Genomic DNA, 21917 nt, shown 5'->3' on the forward strand with positions numbered 1-21917 from the left:
AAATGTTGAACCCTCTACCACAATGAACGACACTCCGGCACTCATTCCTGCACTCATCGTTCTATGCCTGTTTCTCATATCGGGCATACTGTCCCTCTGTGCGGCGATAGCCGACTGGAATTGGTTCTTCAACAGCAAGAACTGCCGCATGCTCACATCGAGACTTTCCCGCCGAAAAGCCCGTTGGCTTTATGGAATCATCGGCTGTCTCATTCTCTATATGACAGTAGTCATCGCTCTCGATATCTTATCAAAAACCCCGATTATCGACGGATAAATCAAATTGCCCCCTTTTCTCTCTTTACCCCCATAAAAACAAAAATTCTTCCTCATTGTTATATAAATAGATTCAGTCATATTGACTCAAATATTAAAATATAACAATAACATTATGAAAAAACTTTTGTTGGGAGCAATCTCCTTTCTCGTCCTCTTCTCTGCTTGTAAAGACGATGACAATGTAAACAGTAACACCACACCGCCGGAAGAGACTCAACTGGTAACCCCCGAAGTAAGAGCCCGTATCGCCGACCCTCTTAACCAAAACCCGTTTACGGGTATTCTCGAAATTTATCCGTGTAATGCCGAAACTTCCATTTATTACGGGAACTTTATCAACGGAAATAAAACTGTGTTCAATGGATACTATACCATATTAGACGGGCATGTATATGGAGAATACAATAGACCGCTCCATCTTCCTCTGGGAACATACAATATGGTATATTGGGGAACTCCGAAATACGATGACCCCATTTATAATACACCGGCCATTAACTCCCCCGGCATAACGCAAGGAGTTGACCTTTCCAATTTATATTTCAGATTAAGGGCCAATACCGATAATACTTACATGCCCGTATATGATTTAGTGCATGCTGTAAAACCGGCACAAATAGGAAAAGAAGATTTACAGGCTTCATTGACGCGTGTAACTGCCGGACTTAAAATAATTGCAAAAATGAAGCAAAACGAAGTTTTCAGCCCTATGATTACAAACATTCAAGCTCGTATCGGAGGTATTGCCGAAAAGATGAACTTCTATACAGCCGAAACTGAAAACAAGACCAAAACAGTAAAATTTAATCTGGAACGTTCTACCGACGGGACAATCATGAGCAACGCTACGGTCATGCTGTTCCCCTCCGCCGAGAATCCTCCTTTGGAACTGATCATTACATTGGAAGACGGTAGCGAACATAAACTCTCCAAAAATTTAAGTTCGACCCTTTCGGAAAACACAAAACTGACTCTCAACATCATTTTGGGAGAAATCATGTCCGGTGAAACGCCCGGCGACTTCTCTATCGAGGACTGGAACGAGATAAGCGAAACTATCGAATTCCCTGTTATAAATTAACAAACTATATATATTATACTTACACAAGAAAAGCGGTCAAAGAATTGACCGCTTTTCTTGTATGATAACCCCATTTCCCTATCTCGGGATATCAAGTAGAAAATCAAAGGGGAAAATAAACATAAATTTTAGCGAACGCAATGAATTGCATTTATCCTTCTCCCCTGCTTCGATACTTAGGAGAAGGTCGAATACGTCTTGTCTTACCGGCAAATTACGCGATAAAAGAATGTCGCAAAACACCTCCCCTATCTTATCTACGATGAGCAGAGGAAGAGGTGCATACCCTATTTATTGCTGCTGTTGATATTACTCCTTCTCTCCTGCCGTGTCCCGTAACATTACGGGGTGTTGCGGAGTAATATAGGGGAGGTGGCACGTAGTGACGGAGGGGTTAAAAAATATCCGCAATAGGAGAAACGTATCAAGACATCAACCTCTCCCTCTGCCGTGCCCCGTAGCATTACAAGGTGTTTCTGTTTTCTCTATCGGAGATATTTAAAACTCCTCCCCTATGTGGCGCCAGCCATATAGGGGAGGTGGCACGTAGTGACGGAGGGGTTAAAAAATATCCGCAATAGGAGAAACGTATCAAGGCATCAACCTCTCTCCCAGTGTGCCGCAAATATCGAGAAGATACCGAAGAAACGACAATCCGTTATTCCTCCACGATTACTATTTCCTCGTCCTCTTTAATCTGGCGATACATAGCCACCGTCATGAACATAGTGATAATCATAGTTACGAATACACCTATAATCAAAGCTACGAGCCCTAATAAATTCAGAACGATAATCATCAAAATACAAAGAAGGATAGTCCACATGTTTCCCTGTGTCATCGTCCAGCTTTTACGAACCGCACCCATGACTCCGATAGAAAAATCTTCGACGTAAGCATAAACGGCGAACATCAACCGCAAAGCAATATAAAAAGACACCAAAAGCAGCACCAAAAACAGAATACCCGTCACTCCGCCGAATGCCTGTCCCATAAAATGTCCGAATGAATAAGGATCGGCTAAATTAAAAGAAACCGCACTTGCTCCCGCTCCGATAAACAAAACGATAAAGCCCAACACCAATGGAATACAATAACAAACGGCAACAATAACATTCACCCCTATGAGTCCGCCCAATTTCGGGAGTAATTCTCCGAATACTGAGAACGAAGGTTCTTCCCCATCGTATGCATTCAATAAAATTTTAGCGAATCCCGCATTGACCCACACAGACAAAACCAGATTCACTAAATACAAAATCCAATAGCGAAACGTAGTTGTATCAGCTCCGCTGAGCAAGCTGATGACCCACAATAAAACCATATAACCCAAAACCAGACCGAGCATAACGATAAAATGCTTCTTGGTCAATTCCCAACCCTTTTTGAGAGCGCCCGAGGGCGACAGATGTAGTGATTTCATATCATCAAAATTTAATTGTGTTTTCAATACATGCCAAGAAGGTGCAAACGCAATCAGAAACAAATTCTTCTGAATATGCCGAGTGCAACCCGCTTTCGCAACGTATGCAAATATAATATATTAAAAGAAAAAAACATAACTCAAAAACAACAATAATGTAATTTTTCGCTAATTTTGAGAAGTTGTTTTAAATTTATTCCGAGACAGATTGAGACCTATGTTGAAGCAGATTGGAGTCCGAGATACGCAGTCAATAGCGGGCTATTGACAAAAATCAAGGGATTCAAGATGCGAGACAGGGGCTCAATATGGCCGGAACATACCTGCCTGCAATGATAATATTATTTACAATAAATTTAAAACAGCTTCTGAAATATCTTTTTTATCCAAAAGAGCAAAAACGCATGAAAACCATTCGTATCGAAAACAATTTTGCACAGGTCTGCCCCGGCCTGAAAATTGGTATCATCGGAGCACAAGTAACCAATACCGAAACCGACCCTCGTCTGTGGGAACAAATAGACGACGAAGCCTCCCGCATCGCAGCCGCCTACAAAATCGACGAAATAAACAAACGACCCGCTATACAAGCCACACGAAAAGCCTATCGGTCTTTCGGTAAAGACCCCAATCGGTATCGAGTTTCCTCCGAGGCCCTTTGCAGGCGCATTATCAGAGGTCTGGGAATCTATCGCATCGATACGTTGGTCGATCTCATCAATCTGGTCTCTGTCCGTTCGGGATACTCCATCGGAGCTTTCGATGCCGATCGTATCGAAGGAGACACTCTCATTTTGGGAGTCGGGAAAGAAGGAGAAATCTTCCGAGGTATCGGCCGGGGCGTTCTCAATATCGAAGGACTCCCGGTTTACCGCGACGATAAAGGAGGTATAGGCACGCCCACCAGCGACGAGGAACGGACTAAAATAACGCTCGACACCAAAAACTTGTTCGTTATAATCAATGCTTATGGCGAAGAAATGCCTCTCGACGAAACCATAGCCTTCACAACGGGGCTGCTACGGCAATACGCTTCTGCCGAGAATATCCGCACAGACATAGTTTCGGCCGACCTTTTCATCGATTAAGATCGAGTACTTCTGTAAAAGATAGCGCTGCATTTCCTTGACAAAAAGGGAATATTTTCCTATTTTTGCTAAAAGCATCAGCGTTATGAAAAAATTTCGGATTTCCCTCCTGTGGCAAGTCCTCATCGCCATAGCGACAGGTATCGCGCTGGGACAGTTTCTGCCCGTTCCCGTCGCACGTATATTCGTCACCTTCAACGGGCTGTTCGGCAACTTTCTCACCTTTGCCATTCCGCTCATTATCATCGGACTGATTATCCCGGCCATTTCCGATTTGGGGAAAGGCGCAGGACGGTTGTTGCTCGTCACGGCGGCCATCGCCTACGGTTCCACCGTATTTTCGGGATTCTTCACCTATTTCAGTGGAAGAGCTGTTTTCCCGGAACTGATTACCGAATCCGCACACACAGCGGCGATAATAGACAACCCCGGTAACATGGCGTTAAAGCCCTATTTTACAGTCGAGATGCCTGCCCCTCTCGACATCATGACCGCCCTGCTGCTCTCTTTCTGTATTGGATTGGGACTATCCGTAGTCAAAGGCAACACCCTGAGAATGGCCGCCGCCGATTTCCGCGACATTGTCTCCTTGCTTATAGCAAAAGTCATTATACCGTTATTGCCGCTACACATTTTCGGGATATTTCTCAACATGACGGTTTCGGGACAAGTCGCCTCGATTATCTCTGTTTTTGTCAAAATCATCGTAGTCATATTCATCTTACACATTCTTCTGCTGCTCGTTCAATTCGTCTTAGCCGGTATCATCGGGAGAAAAAATCCGCTGCGATTATTGAAAAATATGCTTCCCGCTTATGCCACCGCGCTCGGCACGCAATCTTCCGCAGCGACCATTCCGGTCACGTTGGCTCAAACCATTAAAAACGGAGTGAGCAAAAACATTGCCACCTTTGTTATTCCTTTATGCGCCACCATACATCTATCGGGTAGCACGATGAAAATCACGGCATGTGCTATGGCGATTATGATGATGAGCGGCATGCCCGTAAATACGACAGATTTCAGTGGGTTCATACTCATGCTCGGCATTACGATGGTCGCAGCGCCCGGAGTCCCCGGCGGAGCTATTATGGCGGCGTTAGGCATACTTGAAAGCATGCTGGGTTTCGACGAAACGGCGCAAGCTCTCATGATAGCGCTATATATTGCGATGGATAGCTTCGGAACCGCTTGCAACGTCACAGGCGACGGAGCCATTGCCGTCATTGTCGACCGAATAGATGGGAAAAAAGAAAATCTCATGCAGCATTCCTAAAACAAAAACCGTCTTTCAAATATATACTATTAAGTAAAATTTATTTATAAATACCCAACATATTAACACTTTCAGACATGAAAAAAGGAATATGGATCATCGTGGCAGCTCTCCTTTCGTTAGGGGCTATCATCGGGGCAAATGCTCTGGTAAGCACGACAAACGTAAATACTATGAAGAAAAAATTATCGACCGAAGAACAAATCAAGATTGCACCGAAAGCGGCCGTCGACTCGGCAACGGTCGCTTTAAAAAAAGCACTGTCCCAACAAAATGCTCCGGCTGTAATCGCTGCACTTGTCAAACAATCTGCGGCACAACTCCTCATCGACAGGGACAGTCTTCCGGCGATTATCGATAAGACAACCGATCTTGCCGATCGTTCCGAGAACCCTGTCGAACAAAGTTTGCTACGGCTATTAACAGCTCAGATGTACAATCTCTATCTCGACAGAAATTATCAGATACGCTGGCGGGACGAAATCGACGATTTCTCGTTACCCGTCGAGTCTTGGAGCAAAAACATGTTTACCGAAAAAATAGATACGCTCCTCGCACAAGCCACGGCCCCGGCCGAAGCCTTACAAAATACGCCGGTCGAGAGTTACCGAGAGGCGCTTTCCATAGGGACCGACTCGCTCTTCCGCCCTACACTTTACGACTTCGTGCTGAACGAAGCCATAGAAATATACGAGGGAATGGACGAATATAGCAGAATACAACCGCTTGTCCGCCAAAAACTTCTTTCCCCGGCAAAAGAATTTACAGCCGCTGTATCTTCTGGCAAAACGGTCAAGGACAACCGCATTTTGCAACTCTACGCCGATGCCTTGAAATTCCATGCCGCCGATGAACTATCCGCTCCATTTATGATGTGGGATCTGAATCGGCTCGAATACCTCGGCGAAGATATCTATTTTTACGATGAAAGTTCGGCCTATTACGACTACATCGGTCAATTAAAAACGATTCTGGACGCTTACCGGGCGAAACCCTACTCGGTCGAAATCGCCACCGTTCTGGTCTCGAAACTACGGGAATCCGGGAAATACGACGACGCCAAACAAGCCCTCGACATTTGCAACCGATGGATAAAAGACTTTCCGAAATATCGCCGAATAAACGCACTCAAAAATCAACGCAACGGACTCACTGGGAAAGAAGCATCTTTCAATCTGCCCAACGTCTCTTATCCGGGTCAAACAGATAGCGTAGAACTCTCATTCCGCAACGTCGATACACTCACCGTAAATATCTATCGGCAACCCGACACGCTGTCGTTCTATGCCAGAGAACAATACCGGCCGCAACAAAACGATTGGGATCGCAGTAACTGTGTTTATACCCACAAATACGGACTGAACCGGCCGCTCTCTTTGATTCCCGACAAAAAAAAGATCGCCTTTCCCCATCTCGCTCCCGGATATTACATTGTGGAAATGCTCATCGACGGGAAACCCGGTAGTTCGACTGTAAACCACACGGTATCGGGCATAAAAACCATTGTCCGCAGTGCAGGTGAAAAAAGCATGGAACTGCTCGCTGTCGATGCCCAAACCGGTAAACCCATACAAAACGCCGATGTCACGGTTTACACCGCAAAAAACAGAAGCTATGAGCAAGTCAAAGAGATAAGCCGGCTCAAAACCGATAAGAATGGACTCTGTATAATCGACACGAACGATACCCGATATTATGCGTTCGCCCAAATATCCACTCCGACAGACGGTTATTCACCTCTTGCAGACTTATCTTACACGGGCTATTGGGATCGATACGACAAAGAGAAAAAGACCGCTCTTTTCTCCGATCGCTCGCTCTATCGTCCGGGGCAGACCGTTTATTTCTCGGGAATACGATACGTCAATAACACGGAAGAAAGTCGCGTGATACCTCGTGAGAAATGTACGGTACGATTCATCGATCCCTCTTCACGGATACTATCCACTCTCGAAGTAACCACCGACGAATACGGACAGTTCAACGGCTCGTTCGTAGTACCGCAAGGTAACATGCTTGGGAATTATACCATACAAGTCAATGGGTCTTGGACCAATGCGCTCAGCATTTCGGTAGCCGAATACAAGTTACCGATGTTCAAGGTCGAATTCGACCCCGTAAAAGAGGGAACGAGTTTTGGAAAACCGCTCACGATAAAAGGTAGCGCAGTCAGTTACAGCGGAGTTCCGCAAGATGGAGCAGAAGTCGAATACACGATTTCCCGCCGAACGAACCCGTTCTTCCGGCTTTATCTCCCCCATGAACAAATCGCTTCTGGTTCCTCGGTAGTCGATAAAGCAGGTAACTTTGCCATCACGTTCATCCCGAAACGAGAGTCTTCGGAAGAAAATATCAATAAGGAACAAGCCTATATCTACACTGTCACAGCGACCATAACCGCACCTACGGGCGAAACGGTAGAGCAATCCGTTTCGGTACAAGTGGGCGATTCCCCCTATTTCATTTCTATTTCCGCACCGCAATATATCGACAAATATAAATCGGCAGGACAAATCAAGGCCGAAATTCATACGCTCAACGGACAGACCGTACAACGGGCCTGCCGCCTCGTATTCTATTCATTATACGACTCCGACGAAGAAAATCTCGACAGCCTCAAAATAAAAATGCAAGTCGGCGAAGTTCTCATCGCAGCCGACGGGAAAGCTGTCTATCCCGATTTTACCAAATGGCAATCGGGCCCCTACCGTATCGTGGCATTTAGCGACGATGAAACAGGGCGTATCATTCGCAATGAAACTAATTTCGTGCTGTACAGCGATAAAGACAAACGGCCTCCCCGCTTTGCCGGATTATGGCTTCCCCGCACCGAACTGACCACCGAAGCAGGCGAAACGGTAAAAATTCCCATAGGAAGCTCTTTCAAAAACGCCTATGTCTTCTATTCCGTTTATACACCCGACAGCTTGATCGAAACCAAAATGATAAAGCTCGACAATCGCTGTAAAACAATCGATTTCAAATTCGACGATTCTTTCGGCGGATTGGCGACGATCAGTCTGCTCACGATCAAAGAAGGGGAAATGACGACCGCCCAAGCGACCATACGCGCGGCCGCTCCCGATAAAAAACTCGACATCAAGACCTCCTCTTTCCGGGATAAATTGCTACCCGGCAGCCTTGAAAACTGGACCTTCTCGATAACCGATACCAAAGGGAATCCCGTGAGCGCACGATTCATGACCGAGATGTTCGACGCTTCCATGCAGGCCATTCGCACCCATCGCTGGAATTTCAATGTGCCGGCTCCGATCCCCTCACTGCGTATCTCCACCACTCCCCGAACAGAATATACCCACAACTACTCGATTCGTATCTACGACTTTGCCGAGTCCTCCTATTGCCCGATCGAAAGCTCCACCGAGTTTCTCAACTTCGGATTGCTGTGGTACGGTAAAGCAAGACCTCTGGCGATACGAGGTATGGCACAAAGCGAGGAATACGATATTGCAGATTTCCGTGAAGTAATTGGAGAACAACCGGTATTGGAAGAATGTGTCGTAACGGAACTAAATTCTGCCCAAAAAGGAGTTGCTGTCGAAAATAAGGCTATTTCTATCGCCGATATCGCCGAGACAGAAGAATCTGCTGCCGACTCCTATCGCACAAGTGAGGTCGGTACGGCATTCTTCTATCCCACCCTGATGTCCGACTCTCTCGGCAACGTCTCCGTTTCCTTCACTGTACCCAATGAAAATGCGACTTGGCAATTCTATGCGCTGGCATACACAAGCGACCTTTTCACGGGACGATACGAAGCACAAACCATATCGAGTAAACCGCTTATGGTATCGCCCAATCTGCCGCGATTTGTCAGACAAGGAGACGAAGTCACTGTATCGACAGCCATACAAAACCGCACGGACAAGGTGCAGGAAGGAACCATTCTTTTCGAATTGTTCGATCCTTATACCGAGAAAGTCTCCGACTCTCGAAAATTCGCCTTCATCGTCGATGCCGGAGAAAGCCGCACGATCGATTACAGCTTCTCCGTTCCCGAAGGAATCGAAGTATTAGGCTTCCGCACAAAAGCATCCACCCTGCAACACAGCGATGGAGAACAACAGATACTGCCCGTATTGCCCGCAAAAGTGCTGGTAACCGACAGTAAGCCGTTCTATATCCCCGGAGGCAAACACTCGACCTCGATCTCATGGTCCGGCATGGACAAAAAAATGAAATCACCGACGGTAGAAAACTATCGCATGGTTCTGCAATATTGTGACAATCCGGCGTGGTATGCGGTACAAGCCCTGCCGCCGTTGGCCGATTTAACCGGCGACGATGCGATTTCGGCAATGGCTTCGCTCTTCTCCAACAGCGTGGCAGTAATGCTCGCGAACTCCAACCCCCGCATTGCACAAGCCTTCGAATCATGGAAAGCCACGGGAGGAAAGAATCTCTCGTCGCTGCTGGCTCAAAACGAAGAACTGAAACAGGTATTGCTCTCGGCCACCCCGTGGGTATTGGAGGCAGACAACCAAACCGAACAAATGCAACAGTTGTCCACGCTCTTCGACAAAAACCGGGCAGAACGACTCACCCGAGAGGCGATACTCAAACTCCACAATCTGCAAACGACCGAAGGCGGTTGGAGCTGGTTTAGTGGTATGAAAACTAATTTCTTAGTTTCTATAAATACATTGGAAGGTTTTTCGAGACTACGAAAATTAGGTATTCCTCTTGATGAAAGTCAAATAAAAGAAATGCAAATTTCTGCCGTCGCATACCTCGACAAAACGATTGTAAATCAGAGAATAAAGAACCCGGATAAAAACCTCTCTTATGAGGATATCTGCTACCTCTATGTACGCTCTTCATACAGAGATATACCTTTGGCCGGGGAAACCCTCGACCTGCATAAAAAGATGGTCGAAAAACTAAGATATTGGGTCAACTTCTCTACGATAGAAAAAGCCTATGCCGCCATGGCCCTTTATAGATATGGCTTTGTCGAAGACGCAAAAGACATCTTGAAGTCCCTGCGGCAATATGCCGTCAGCCAGCCAGCCAAAGGCATGTACTGGCCCAACAATCGCTCGCATTATTACTACAACAACAGTGCCGTACAAGAACAGAGCGCCCTATTCAACGCATTCGCCGAAATCGAACCCGTAACCTCCGAACTGGATGCCATGCGGCAATGGCTGCTCTCCCAAAAACAAACCAACGACTGGGGAGCCGTACCCTCTACGCTCGAAGCCATATACGCTTTACTTGAAGGCGGAACAGACTGGCTCGCTCCCGACGAGAGTAAAACATCAATCGTTTGGGGAGGACAGGAAATGAAAAACAATCTCGAAGAACCCTTTTTGGGACTGACGGAATACACATTGTCCAGTAACGAAATCTCTGCGGCTGCTGCCAAAGCCGTTATTTCCACCGATCATGAACAACCCTCGTGGGGCGCAATGTACTGGCAATACTACGACGATGTCAAAAACGTAACTTCCGCATCGGTCGAAGACCTCGCGCTCTCACGGCAAATCGTGGTAAGACAACAAGGAGCGCAATCGGCGACCTATGTACCGATCAACCGCGTCACGCTCAAAACAGGCGATCGCATAGCCATACGGCTCACCATCTCCGTCAGACGAGATATGCAATTCGTATGCCTCACCGATTCGAGAGCGGCTTGTTTCGAACCGACAGAACAACTTTCGGGATATAAATGCAGGGAACGTATCTGTTATTACGAAGAAGTAAAAAATACCGAAACCCGGTTCTATTTCGACTTCTTACCGAAAGGAACCTATGTTATCTCCTATGAGCTCGATGTCGACCGACCCGGAGAATATACACAAGGACTATCCACGATACAATGTCTGTATGCTCCGCAAATAATTGCGAGAACACCAGCACAAACGATCATAATCAAATAATCCTTTTGCTTGTTCCGCGCAGGGCTGTTTCATTCTACTGTTGAAACAGCCCTGTTTTTTTAAGCCGTTTCAACGCCTGAACACGCGATATGAGACAAAGTGTCGAAAAGGCACATGGAAACCAGTCGAGAATTAGAAGCTGTTTTAAATTTATTCCGAGACAGATTGAGACCTATGTTGAAGCTGATTGGAGTCCGAGATAGGCAGTCAATAGCGGGCTATTGACAAAAATCAAGGGATTCTAGATGCGAGACTGGGGCTCAATATGGCCGGAACATACCTGCTTGCAATGATAATATTATTTCTCTATAAATTTAAAACAGCTTCTTAGTGGGAATAGTCTTTTAACTCTTGCCACAGGTAGGGAGGAAAAAGAACATTCGCAGTGACATTTTTATTCTCTCCCCCTGCCGTGTCCCGTAGCCTTACGTGGTATTTCAGTCCCCATTATCGGAGATACTTAAAACTCCTCCCTTGCCGTGCCCCGTAGCATTGCGGGGTGTTTTACCCAGCAAAATATAGAGGTGGTGACACTCCACTGCCTATCTGCAATGAATAGAGGGCTACTTTTAAACTCCTCCCTTGCCGTGTCCCGTAGTATTACGGGGTGTTTTGTCCTGCAAAATATAGGGGAGGTGGCCGCAAGGACGGAGGGGTTAGAAAATACCGGCAACGGTAGTGACAGAATTAAACCTTACAAGTCAAAAATCTTATGCCCCCTTTCCACCCCTCCCCATACCGCTAACGCAGCACAGAGGAAAAGAGTAAAAACCAGACAGTGAAAGGGCTATCAAAAATTTACGAATATTCTATAAATAGAATATAATAACTATTTTCTGTAAAAATATATAGAATATTGAGAAAAAAGCGATACATTTGCGACGGAAAGAAAGGGGTTAATATGTTAAAATATAATAAACTATCGATTTAATACACTTTATGAAATTTACAAAATTTGCTACAAGTAGCTTGATTTCCGGGTTACTGTTAGGTCTTTTCTCGTGTATCGATAACGATTATGACTTAAACAAAGACATCAATTTGGAAATCAGTGTAGGAGGTAATCTGAGTTTGCCCATCGGCAAAACCGACACGATACGGCTCAGCCGTATGATTGAAGAAGGGGACGTTCTCCATGTCATCGACGGAAAATACGTAATTAACAAAGCGGATAATATTTCCGAAAATATCGACGCTATCGATCCCGTCGTGATAGACGACTTCGCTCCCGACTTTAAGCCTTATACAAGACGTTTCGAAACCCAGACCGGTGAAATACCCGATATACCCGGATTGGAAGTCCCGGATATAGAAGTGGAATTCGAAGCAGATATACACACGACAGAGAACTTCAACATCAACACCGAAATACCGACAGAGGTAAAAGCGGTAAAAAGTATAAAAGTCACCGATAATAACGGACAAACACTTCACACGACACTCGACATTACAATATCGGGAATGCCCGTTTTCTTACCTCGACTTTACTTAGTAGGTGTCGAATTGAAATTTCCTCAGGTACTCGATTTCGACATAGAAGCTAGTAACGAAATCGTTCGCGACGGATCTTCCATTTTCATCTCCAAGACAGTCGAACTAAGTCAAGGTAGCGGTAAAATATCCATTCCCATTACCGTCTATGGATTCTCAAATCCCATAGTAGAAAACGGGACTTTGATTCTGACCGACGAAATTGCAATCAATGGAAAAATTTATGCCGACAAACAAACCGTAGGAGCCGACGATCTCGAAAACACGACAATCAATATCCAACCCAATCTCACTTTGCCGACTCCGCAAATACGGGTGGATAAAGTCGCAGGAACCATAGTGCCCAATGTAGACATAAATACATCGGTATCCCTATCCGACCTACCCGATTTCCTCAAAGAAGAAGGAACAGCATTGGAAGTAAAAGATCTTTCTCTCGGCCTCTCTGTACAGAACCCTATCGAAGCGCCTATATCCACGAAATTCCGAATTTCACCGTTGAACGAAAACGGAGACGTGGTAAATGACAACGTGGTGAGTCTGGCATTAAAAATAGCCGGAGGACAAAAAAGCGACTTCACGATCACCAAGAACTCTCCCGAAATTACATCGGGCTCCCTCACGGCCCTGCTCCACACGATTCCCGACAAGATCGACATAGAAGTAACCGAAGTAGAAGTGGAAAGTGAAAACGACGACCAAGCCATCTCATTAGGGAAAAACGATTACAACATAAACATCGATTACAACATAAACGTTCCGTTAGAATTTGAAAACCTTCGAATTTTCTATAACGACACGATAGAAGACCTCAGCAGCGACTTGGCCGATATCACCGATAAAGTCAAACACCTCGAAATCTCTGCCGTTGTCGACAACGCCATTCCCGTGGATCTCACGCTTTCTGTCGAACCTCGCAACGAAGCCGGGGAAATTATATCAGGCATTACGTTACCCGAATCCGTAAAAATCGAAGCGGCTCCGAATGGAAACGGCACGATACAATCCACAGCCGTAAAAATCACCATCAAAGAAGAGCGAGATAAAGCCCTTCAAGAACTCGACAAACTATCGATAAAAATCGAAGGAGTCAACAGTGATGGCAATAACGATGTCACCCTCCGCCCCGACCAATTCATCGTTGTGCGCATGTCGGCGAAACTTCCCGATGGAGCACAAATGGATTTAGACGATTTGTAATAGATTAAAACCAGAAAGCAATGAAACACAATATAAAATACATACTGAGCGTATGCATAGGCATCGCTTTGACAATGGGATTGTCGGCTCAAACGCTCAACTCTTCCTATTTCATGGAAAAGATGACGAAACGCAACCAGCTTAATCCAGCCCTGAAAACGCCCAACGGATACGTCAGTTTTCCTGCACTCGGCAATTTCTATTTAGGAGTGAACTCCAATTTAGGACTTGGGACATTCCTCTATCCGAGAGGCAACGAATTGGTCACATTCCTCCACCCCAGTGTCCCCGCCGACGACTTTCTCGGCAAACTCACTCCCAACAATACCGTCGAACTCGATTTGGGATTAGACATCATCTCTTTTGGATTCTGGGCATGGGGTGGACAAAACACGTTCAACCTCGCCCTCAAAAGTTATTCGGGAGCATATATGCCCAAAGAAATATTCCAATTTCTCAAAACCGGACAAAAAGAAACCGGGATTACCCGTTACGACATGAGTAACATCACGGTTTCGACCGACAATTACGTGGAACTCGCATTAGGACACGCTCGGGACATTAACGACAAATTGGGTGTCGGAGCCAAAGTAAAAGTGCTGGTAGGTGCGGCACATGCCGAAGCAAGGATAGATCGCATGGATATATCCATGTCCCAAGACGAATGGTTCATCAAACAAGCCGGACATATACAAGCCTCTTCCCTCCTGAAATTAGAGACCGATCCCGAGACCGGAGAAATCACCGACTACGACACCGGAGATTTCGGTGTAGCAGGCTTCGGACTGGGATTCGATTTAGGGGCGACTTACGAGCTGATCGATAACCTCACCTTATCTGCGGCCCTTACCGACATCGGATTCATGCAATGGAACAACCTCACTCGTGGAGAAACCGATCCCACCAAAGAATTCCGATACACAGGATTCGACAATATCGGAGCCGAAGACGACGAAGAAGGAAACAACCCGTTCGACGATAAAGCCGACGAGTTAGGAGACGATTTGGAAGCGCTGGCAAAATTCTATAAATCCGATAGCCAATCCGTTACCAATTCATTACGCACGACCATGCGTATTGGCGCAGAATATAGCATTCTGGACAATCACATCTCTTTCGGACTACTTTCCACGACTCGCTTCGGCGGACATCGCACCTATGCCGAAGGTATGGCCGCCGTGAACTTCCGCCCGTTATCGGCGCTCCACATCACCCTCAACGGCTCCGTCTCCAATATGGGTAGCTCCGTGGGAGCCATTCTCAACGTATGCGCACCGGGCTTCAACCTGTTTTTCGGCACAGACTATTTTGCCACCAAATATTCCAAACAGTTCATTCCCATCAATCATGCCCGAGCCAATTTCTGTTTCGGCATAAATTTCACATTCGGGAAAAAACACGAAATATAAAAACGTAAAACACAACCGTTTGAAAAAATTTCAAACGGTTGTCCACAACAAGACAACCGCTCATGCGGAGCAGCGAAGCGAGATCGTCCATAAAACTTTTAGGGCGGCCTCGCTTTTTTCATAACACCGCAACAGCCCCACCACCTCGACACAATAAGAAATCAGTAAGAATTATCTTTACTTCCAACCCCTCAATAACGAAAACAGAATGAGACATCTCCCTCTCCCACAGCTCATCACAAATGAGATAAGGAGGGGAGAGAATTGAAAGTGGTACTTCTCATTTCGGCATAAAGATAGATTTTCACTTCTCCCCCTGCCGTGTCCTATCATCACGAGGTGTTGCACTAAAATTGAAACAAGGCGCAAAAAGCAAAGACAATTCAATAGAAAGGCATTAATCTCCTCCTCTGCGCACGTATGTGCGATAGGGGAGGTGGCACGAAGTGACGGAGGGATTGAAAAAGAAAGTTGAATAAAACCGGAAAAAGGACTAATTAATTCCACCTTTATCGGGCAGCGAAGACGCAAGGGAGACGGAAGAAAAAGGGCGAGGACTGTTTGATCGGAGCGAGTTCCGCAGACCCCGACAGCGACCGAGACGACGAGCCAAAAAGCCCGATAACTGCGGCGGCGCTTCTTGGTTCGTTCTTCTCGCTGTTGAGAAGAATGAACAAGCACAAATAAACGATATTTCAATTCCTCTCCTCTGGCAACTACTGTTCCTGAGGAGAGAGGTTAAAAGATTGGATAGAATTTCGTATATTTAACCCCCTCGCCCTATGGGCACTCCGCCTATCTCATCTGCGATGAGCAGAGGGAGAAGATCAAAAATGGTATTTCTCATTTCTGCATAAAGATAGATTTTAAACTTCTCCCCGTGTTGCGCCAGCAATATAGGGAAGACACCGAAGAAACAACAGTTTCTGAGGAGAGGGGTTAAAAGATTGGATAGCACAATCCCCTCTGATTTCCTATTGTGCCGAAAACTCCAATCTATCTTAACCCGACATTTATAAAAAGAAAAGAGCCGAAAAAATTCGGCTCTTTTCTTTTAGGCTACCCAATATATTTATTTTACAGGTTTCAAGGCCTCCATTATAGCGGCTTCCAATTCATCGGCCAATTCGGGATTATCCTCTATACATTTCTTGGCGGCATCACGACCTTGCCCAAGTTTAGTATCCCCGTAACTGAACCAAGAGCCGCTCTTCTTGATAATGCCTTTATCGACTCCCAAATCGATAATCTCTCCTGCACGGGAAATCCCTTCGCCAAACATGATATCAAACTCGGCTTTGCGGAAAGGAGGTGCGACTTTATTCTTCACCACTTTCACCCGAGTCTGGTTACCGATAACCTCATCACCATCTTTTAACTGACTGACCCGACGTATATCGAGACGCACGGAAGCATAGAATTTCAATGCATTACCTCCCGTCGTTGTTTCGGGATTTCCAAACATGACCCCGATTTTATCGCGCAACTGGTTGATAAAAATACAGGTTGTGTTTGTCTTACTGATCGTCGCCGTGAGTTTACGCAACGCCTGTGACATCAACCGGGCTTGCAAACCCATTTTCGAGTCACCCATATCTCCTTCCAACTCAGCCTTAGGAGTTAAAGCGGCAACCGAGTCGATAACGACTATATCGACAGCCGATGAACGAATCAACTGGTCTGCAATCTCCAACGCCTGCTCTCCACTGTCGGGCTGCGAAATCCACAGATTCTCCACATCGACCCCCAACTTTTCGGCATAAAAGCGATCGAACGCATGCTCGGCATCGATAATAGCCGCAATACCACCCGCTTTTTGAGCCTCTGCAATGGCATGTATGGCCAAAGTCGTTTTACCGGACGACTCCGGTCCGTAAATCTCGATGACACGGCCTCTCGGATAACCTCCTACTCCCAACGCCGCATTCAAAGCGATGGAACCGGTGGGTATCACAGCGACTTCCTCTACCGAGTCGTCTCCCAGTTTCATAATAGCACCTCGGCCATAACTCTTTTCTATCTTGTCCATGGCCGCTTGTAAAGCCTTTAATTTCTCAGACGAAACCGGCACTCGTTTGCCGGCAGTTTCTTGTTGTTCTTCCATAACGATATATTTTTATTTATTTTTCAAAATTTGTGAAGCATGATTCTTTGTATCCACCTTTTCTATAATATCGGTAATCACACCGTTCTCATCTATTATAAAAGTAGTCCGCACCGTTCCCATATAAGTACGACCGGCCATCTTTTTCTCCCGCCACACACCGAAGGCCTCGTTCAATTTACACTCGGTATCGGCTATAAGAGAAAACGGCAAAGACTGCTTCTCGATAAACTTGCGATGAGATGCCTCGCCGTCCTTGCTCACGCCTATCACGGCATAGCCCGATGCTTGTAATTCGGCGTAATGATCCCGCAAGCTGCATGCTTCGGCTGTACACCCGGGCGTATTGTCTTTCGGATAAAAATAAAGTATCAATTTACTTCCGGCAAAATCACTTAGCCGAATCTCCTTACCTGCCTGATCTACACCCAATATCTCGGGCGCTTTATCTCCTCGTTTCAATGCCATACTATATTCTATTAGTTTACAAAAATAGTGTACAAGAAAATAGCGACAAAACCGTCCTATCTATACCGCACACACTTGCCTTTGTTCATTACACAAATATACCACTTTTTCTCTCCTTCCATCAAAACCAAATAGACAATTACCTATTTTTTCTCTGACGAAGGCATGAAAATCGGCCGTGTCCCGTTATAATCCGGTAAACTCATTTCCATTCTCTTTCCGCTTTATCTTTAAGCGATACAAATATAGAGTCGGATATGAGCAGATTATATACACATCGAAGTTAATAAAACTTTAACAAAAAATTTAGTAGTAATGCAAAAATCAAGCCTGCTTTTTATACGTCAATGCCGCCATACTATTGAACAAAACGGCAAAGACGGCTAATGCTACGTAATTAGGCCATAATTCGATAAACATCGTTCCTTTCAGATAAACCGAACGCATCACCTCGACAAAATAACGAGGAGGCAAAATGTATGTAATCCATTGCGCCCATGTCGGCATAGATTCTATCGGAGTGAACAATCCGCTCATCAAAATAAAAATCATCACGAAAAAAAACATGACAAACATGGTCTGCTGCATGGTCGACGAGTTATTAGCGATTGTCACCCCCATACCCGACATCGTAAACACAAAAAGCAAAGCCGCCAGATAAATGGAGCCGGGAGAACCTTCGGGTGAAAGCCCATAAACCAACCATGCCAACACCATGGCGACGGTCAATACAAGAAAACCGATAATCCAATAGGGTATCAATTTAGCCAATGTAAACGATAAACGACTAACCGGAGTAACATTGATTTGCTCGATAGTACCTATTTCTTTCTCGCTTACGAGATTCAAAGCCGGTAAAAAACCGCAAATCATTACCAACAACATAATCATCAATGCCGGTATCATGAAATGTTTATAATCGAGAGTAGGATTATACCGATTCTGTACCGTAAACAAATCGGGAGATACAACGACCGATTTCTCTCGCTGTAATTCGCCGAAAGTCTGCATGACGAGCTGTACCATATACTGTGAGCCAAGTCCACCTTTCATAGCGTTTATACCATTCACGTCTATCCCTATCCGCTTGGGCGAATCACCAATTAACGAAAGTTCGAAATCGTTCGGGATAGTCAGTATCACATCGGCCTCACCCCCTTCCAACAAAGCGAACGAGTCGTCATAACTTTCGGTAACGCCTCTCAAATTAAAATAGTCCGAAGCCTCTATTTTCTGGATAATCCGCCGGGAAGTCTCCGAATGGTCATTATCGACTACCGAAACGCCTATATGCCGCACATCCATCGTCGTTACCCACGGAATAATCAATATCACCATTACAGGGAAAACAATCACCAACTTCGGCAAGAACGCATTCCGAAAAAATTGTCGTATCTCTTTATCTAATAAAACAAACAATGTTTTCATCGTTATTCGAGTTTATCGTTAAACTTTTTAAGGGCGACACCCACCAGAACAGCCGTCATGGCAAAGAGAATACAGGCTTGCTGCCATACTTCGGCGAATGGCATGCCTCCTATCATCAGTTTCCGCACGGCATCGATATACCAACGAGCCGGCACGATACACGACAATGCCTGTAAAATGCCGGGCATATTCTCCACCGGAAACAACATTCCCGACAACATTATAATAGGCAACATCAGTACCATACCCGAAATGAGCATTGCCGTAACCTGCGTATTAGCCATTGTAGAAATAAACAACCCTAATGCCAGCGAAAGCACCAAATAGAGTAAAGAAAGCCCTACTAAACCAACCATCGAACCCGACATCGGTACTCCGAGGACATATCGTGCCAATACCAGAATAACGACAAGATTCACGCACGAAAGCAAAAAATAAGGAATCATCTTGGCAAAAATGATCCATATCGGTCGCACCGGCGACACCAACAGGACCTCCATCGTACCGGTCTCTTTTTCCCTCACGATAGATACAGAAGTCATCATGGCACAAATCAAAATAAAAATCAATCCCATGATTCCCGGCACGAAATTGTAAGAACTCTTCATCTGCGGGTTGTACAACACCCGTGTCGCCGGAGCGACCGACGCGACGGAAATTCCCGACTGAAAAGAACTTTGCAAATATCCTAAACCTGTACCTGCATTATTGGGGTTCGACGCATCGAGAATAAACTGCACCGCCGCCTCTGAGACTCCCTCAATCCCGGCATTCGTCACCAACCGATCATAATCCTCAGAAAAAACCACCACCGCGGTAACATCGCCTTTCCGCAAAACATCGTCGATCTCGGCCTGAGAAATATATCCTTTGAATATAAAATACGGATTGGCTTCCATACGCTCGATTTGCTGTCGAATAGTTTCCGTACGATTGGGAGCCACTACGGCAAAATCGATATTATTCATTTCGGTCGATATAGCGAAACCGAACAAAAGAATCTGCACGATAGGGAGCAACAGCACGATCAACATCGTGCGTTTATCCCGTAAAATATGCAAAGCCTCCTTTTTGACAAATGACAAAAATCCTCCCATATCTATTCTCCCCGTTTAGCGCTGCGAGCCAAAATCCTAAAAACTTCGTCCATCGACCCGACAGCATATTGTTTCTTCAATTCGGCCGGAGAACCCAAAGCCTTTACTTTTCCATCGACCATGATAGATACCCTCGAACAATATTCCGCTTCATCCATATAGTGCGTAGTTACAAAAACAGTCGTTCCCCCGGAAGCAGCTTCATAAATCATCTCCCAAAATTGACGACGGGTAACCGGGTCCACTCCTCCCGTGGGTTCGTCGAGAAAAACCACCTCCGGGCGATGCAAAGTCGCAATGGAAAAAGCCAACTTCTGTTTCCAGCCTAAGGGAAGAGAACCTACCAACGTATCAATTTCCGATCGGAAATGCAATCGATTCAACATCTCCACCGTCCGGCGAAGCATTTGGTAACGGCCCAGCCCATAAATTCCGGCATACAGACGGATATTCTCGCGAACGGTCAAGTCATCGTACAACGAAAATTTTTGACTCATATAACCGATATGCTTCTTTATCTCCTCTCCCTGCGTCATCACATCGTACCCGGCAACCATTCCGCGACCCGATGTCGGATAACTCAACCCGCAAAGCATACGCATGGCTGTGGTCTTGCCGGCTCCATTAGCACCTAAAAAACCGAATATCTCCCCTCGTTTCACATCGAACGTTATATGGTCGACCGCGACAAAATCGCCGAAACATTTACACAAATCCCTAACCGATATAATTATATCATTCATGCTGCATCAATTTTATAAAAACATCTTCGATTCCGGGTTCGACCGGACGAATCGAAACATTATGAAAACCTTGTCCGTTCAAATAAGCCGCGAACTCATCGGAATCGAACATACTATCGGCAACTAAATGATGAGACTCACCGAACGGGTAACATTCCTTCACGCCTTTTATCCTACGAGCCTCGACAAGTAATCCGTACATATCGTCTCCCGATAACGCATACAAAGGCTCATCGAACCGCGCCGTAATACCGGCAGGAGTATCTATTCCCAGAATTTTTCCGTTATTGCACAAAGCTATACGGTCGCAACGACAAGCCTCGTCCATATAAGGCGTAGAAACAAGAATCGAAATACCTTTGCTTTTCAACTCCGACAACATATCCCAAAATTCACTCCGGGAAACGGCATCGACCCCGGTCGTAGGCTCATCGAGAAATAACACCGACGGACGGTGAATCAAAGCACAGCACAAAGCCAATTTCTGCTTCATACCACCCGACAATTTCCCCGCACGCCGTTTTCGAAATGGTTCTATTTGAGTGTAAATAGGAGCGATCAAATCATAATTATCTTTCACGCCTACCCCGAACAGGGCTGCGAAAAATTCAAGATTTTCCTCGACCGACAAATCGGGATAAAGCGAAAAACGCCCCGGCATATATCCCACCCGTTTTCGGATTTCTTTATATTGCCCGACAATATCGAATCCATCTACTGTCGCGACTCCATCGTCGGGATTCAGCAACGTCGCAAGCAGACGGAAAAGCGTGGTCTTGCCGGCTCCATCGGGACCTATCAAACCGAACAACTCCCCCCGCCTCACCTCGAACGTTATATTTTCGATCGCCGTGAGCGAACCGTACCGCTTGGTCAATCCTCGTATTTCTATGGCATTCCGTACAGCCATCTCTCTATTTGTTTTAA

The 21917-nt window shown here is 45.7% G+C and carries 12 protein-coding genes and 1 pseudogene; 7 read left to right on the forward strand and 6 right to left on the reverse strand.

The features are described 5' to 3' along the window. Window positions 1-22: 22 nt before the first annotated feature. Both NBH06_RS01665 and NBH06_RS01670 read left to right on the forward strand, forming a co-directional pair. Window positions 23-277, forward strand: coding sequence for an immunity 17 family protein (locus tag NBH06_RS01665; RefSeq protein ID WP_040295858.1), 255 nt, complete (start codon window positions 23-25; stop codon window positions 275-277). Window positions 278-391: 114 nt separating this feature from the next. Continuing rightward, window positions 392-1360, forward strand: coding sequence for a FimB/Mfa2 family fimbrial subunit (locus tag NBH06_RS01670; RefSeq protein ID WP_008861226.1), 969 nt, complete (start codon window positions 392-394; stop codon window positions 1358-1360). A 658-nt stretch (window positions 1361-2018) separates the two neighbouring features. Here NBH06_RS01670 and NBH06_RS01675 read toward each other — a convergent pair. Then, window positions 2019-2783: a hypothetical protein gene (locus NBH06_RS01675; protein ID WP_155012097.1), complete on the reverse strand. Its 765-nt coding sequence runs from the start codon at window positions 2781-2783 to the stop codon at window positions 2019-2021. A 404-nt stretch (window positions 2784-3187) separates the two neighbouring features. On the opposite strand from NBH06_RS01675, the gene NBH06_RS01680 reads away from it, so the two are divergent. From NBH06_RS01680 to NBH06_RS01700, 5 genes are all read left to right on the forward strand, one after another. After that, window positions 3188-3871 (forward strand): B3/B4 domain-containing protein, encoded by a 684-nt coding sequence (locus NBH06_RS01680; protein WP_021892294.1) that lies wholly within the window; start codon window positions 3188-3190, stop codon window positions 3869-3871. A gap of 85 nt (window positions 3872-3956) precedes the next feature. Next, window positions 3957-5147, forward strand: coding sequence for a dicarboxylate/amino acid:cation symporter (locus NBH06_RS01685; RefSeq protein ID WP_250792483.1), 1191 nt, complete (start codon window positions 3957-3959; stop codon window positions 5145-5147). A 77-nt stretch (window positions 5148-5224) separates the two neighbouring features. After that, window positions 5225-11050, forward strand: coding sequence for an alpha-2-macroglobulin family protein (locus tag NBH06_RS01690; protein ID WP_250792485.1), 5826 nt, complete (start codon window positions 5225-5227; stop codon window positions 11048-11050). 939 nt (window positions 11051-11989) lie between these two features. Continuing rightward, window positions 11990-13741 (forward strand): hypothetical protein, encoded by a 1752-nt coding sequence (locus NBH06_RS01695; protein WP_008861231.1) that lies wholly within the window; start codon window positions 11990-11992, stop codon window positions 13739-13741. Between the two features lie 20 nt (window positions 13742-13761). Continuing rightward, window positions 13762-15150 carry a DUF5723 family protein gene (locus tag NBH06_RS01700; RefSeq protein WP_008861232.1) on the forward strand — a complete coding sequence of 463 codons (1389 nt, stop codon included), beginning with the start codon at window positions 13762-13764 and terminating at the stop codon, window positions 15148-15150. Between the two features lie 1072 nt (window positions 15151-16222). Here NBH06_RS01700 and recA read toward each other — a convergent pair. The 5 genes and pseudogenes from recA to NBH06_RS13675 form a co-directional block, all read right to left on the reverse strand. Then, window positions 16223-17254 (reverse strand): recombinase RecA, encoded by a 1032-nt coding sequence (gene recA / locus NBH06_RS01705; RefSeq protein WP_008861003.1) that lies wholly within the window; start codon window positions 17252-17254, stop codon window positions 16223-16225. 12 nt (window positions 17255-17266) lie between these two features. Next, the gene (gene bcp, locus NBH06_RS01710) at window positions 17267-17722 is read right to left on the reverse strand and encodes a thioredoxin-dependent thiol peroxidase (RefSeq protein WP_008861004.1); all 456 of its coding nucleotides are present in this window, start codon (window positions 17720-17722) and stop codon (window positions 17267-17269) included. 324 nt (window positions 17723-18046) lie between these two features. Continuing rightward, the gene (locus tag NBH06_RS01715; protein WP_008861006.1) at window positions 18047-19150 is read right to left on the reverse strand and encodes an ABC transporter permease; all 1104 of its coding nucleotides are present in this window, start codon (window positions 19148-19150) and stop codon (window positions 18047-18049) included. A gap of 2 nt (window positions 19151-19152) precedes the next feature. Beyond that, window positions 19153-20247, reverse strand: a complete 1095-nt coding sequence (locus NBH06_RS01720) for an ABC transporter permease (protein ID WP_195330355.1) — start codon at window positions 20245-20247, stop codon at window positions 19153-19155. A 2-nt stretch (window positions 20248-20249) separates the two neighbouring features. Next, a pseudogene (locus NBH06_RS13675) lies at window positions 20250-21900 on the reverse strand (ATP-binding cassette domain-containing protein). Window positions 21901-21917: the final 17 nt, after the last annotated feature.

The sequence above is a fragment of the Barnesiella sp. B2-R-119 genome (genome assembly GCF_023656675.1).
GTDB classification, from domain to species: domain Bacteria; phylum Bacteroidota; class Bacteroidia; order Bacteroidales; family Barnesiellaceae; genus Barnesiella; species Barnesiella intestinihominis.

Bases quoted from the DNA above. Each gene is read 5' to 3' on its own strand.
- NBH06_RS01665 (WP_040295858.1), top strand. From the start codon at position 23: ATGAACGACACTCCGGCACTCATTCCTGCACTCATCGTTCTATGCCTG.
- NBH06_RS01670 (WP_008861226.1), top strand. From the start codon at position 392: ATGAAAAAACTTTTGTTGGGAGCAATCTCCTTTCTCGTCCTCTTCTCT.
- NBH06_RS01675 (WP_155012097.1), bottom strand. From the start codon at position 2,783: ATGAAATCACTACATCTGTCGCCCTCGGGCGCTCTCAAAAAGGGTTGG.
- NBH06_RS01680 (WP_021892294.1), top strand. From the start codon at position 3,188: ATGAAAACCATTCGTATCGAAAACAATTTTGCACAGGTCTGCCCCGGC.
- NBH06_RS01685 (WP_250792483.1), top strand. From the start codon at position 3,957: ATGAAAAAATTTCGGATTTCCCTCCTGTGGCAAGTCCTCATCGCCATA.
- NBH06_RS01690 (WP_250792485.1), top strand. From the start codon at position 5,225: ATGAAAAAAGGAATATGGATCATCGTGGCAGCTCTCCTTTCGTTAGGG.
- NBH06_RS01695 (WP_008861231.1), top strand. From the start codon at position 11,990: ATGAAATTTACAAAATTTGCTACAAGTAGCTTGATTTCCGGGTTACTG.
- NBH06_RS01700 (WP_008861232.1), top strand. From the start codon at position 13,762: ATGAAACACAATATAAAATACATACTGAGCGTATGCATAGGCATCGCT.
- recA (WP_008861003.1), bottom strand. From the start codon at position 17,254: ATGGAAGAACAACAAGAAACTGCCGGCAAACGAGTGCCGGTTTCGTCT.
- bcp (WP_008861004.1), bottom strand. From the start codon at position 17,722: ATGGCATTGAAACGAGGAGATAAAGCGCCCGAGATATTGGGTGTAGAT.
- NBH06_RS01715 (WP_008861006.1), bottom strand. From the start codon at position 19,150: ATGAAAACATTGTTTGTTTTATTAGATAAAGAGATACGACAATTTTTT.
- NBH06_RS01720 (WP_195330355.1), bottom strand. From the start codon at position 20,247: ATGGGAGGATTTTTGTCATTTGTCAAAAAGGAGGCTTTGCATATTTTA.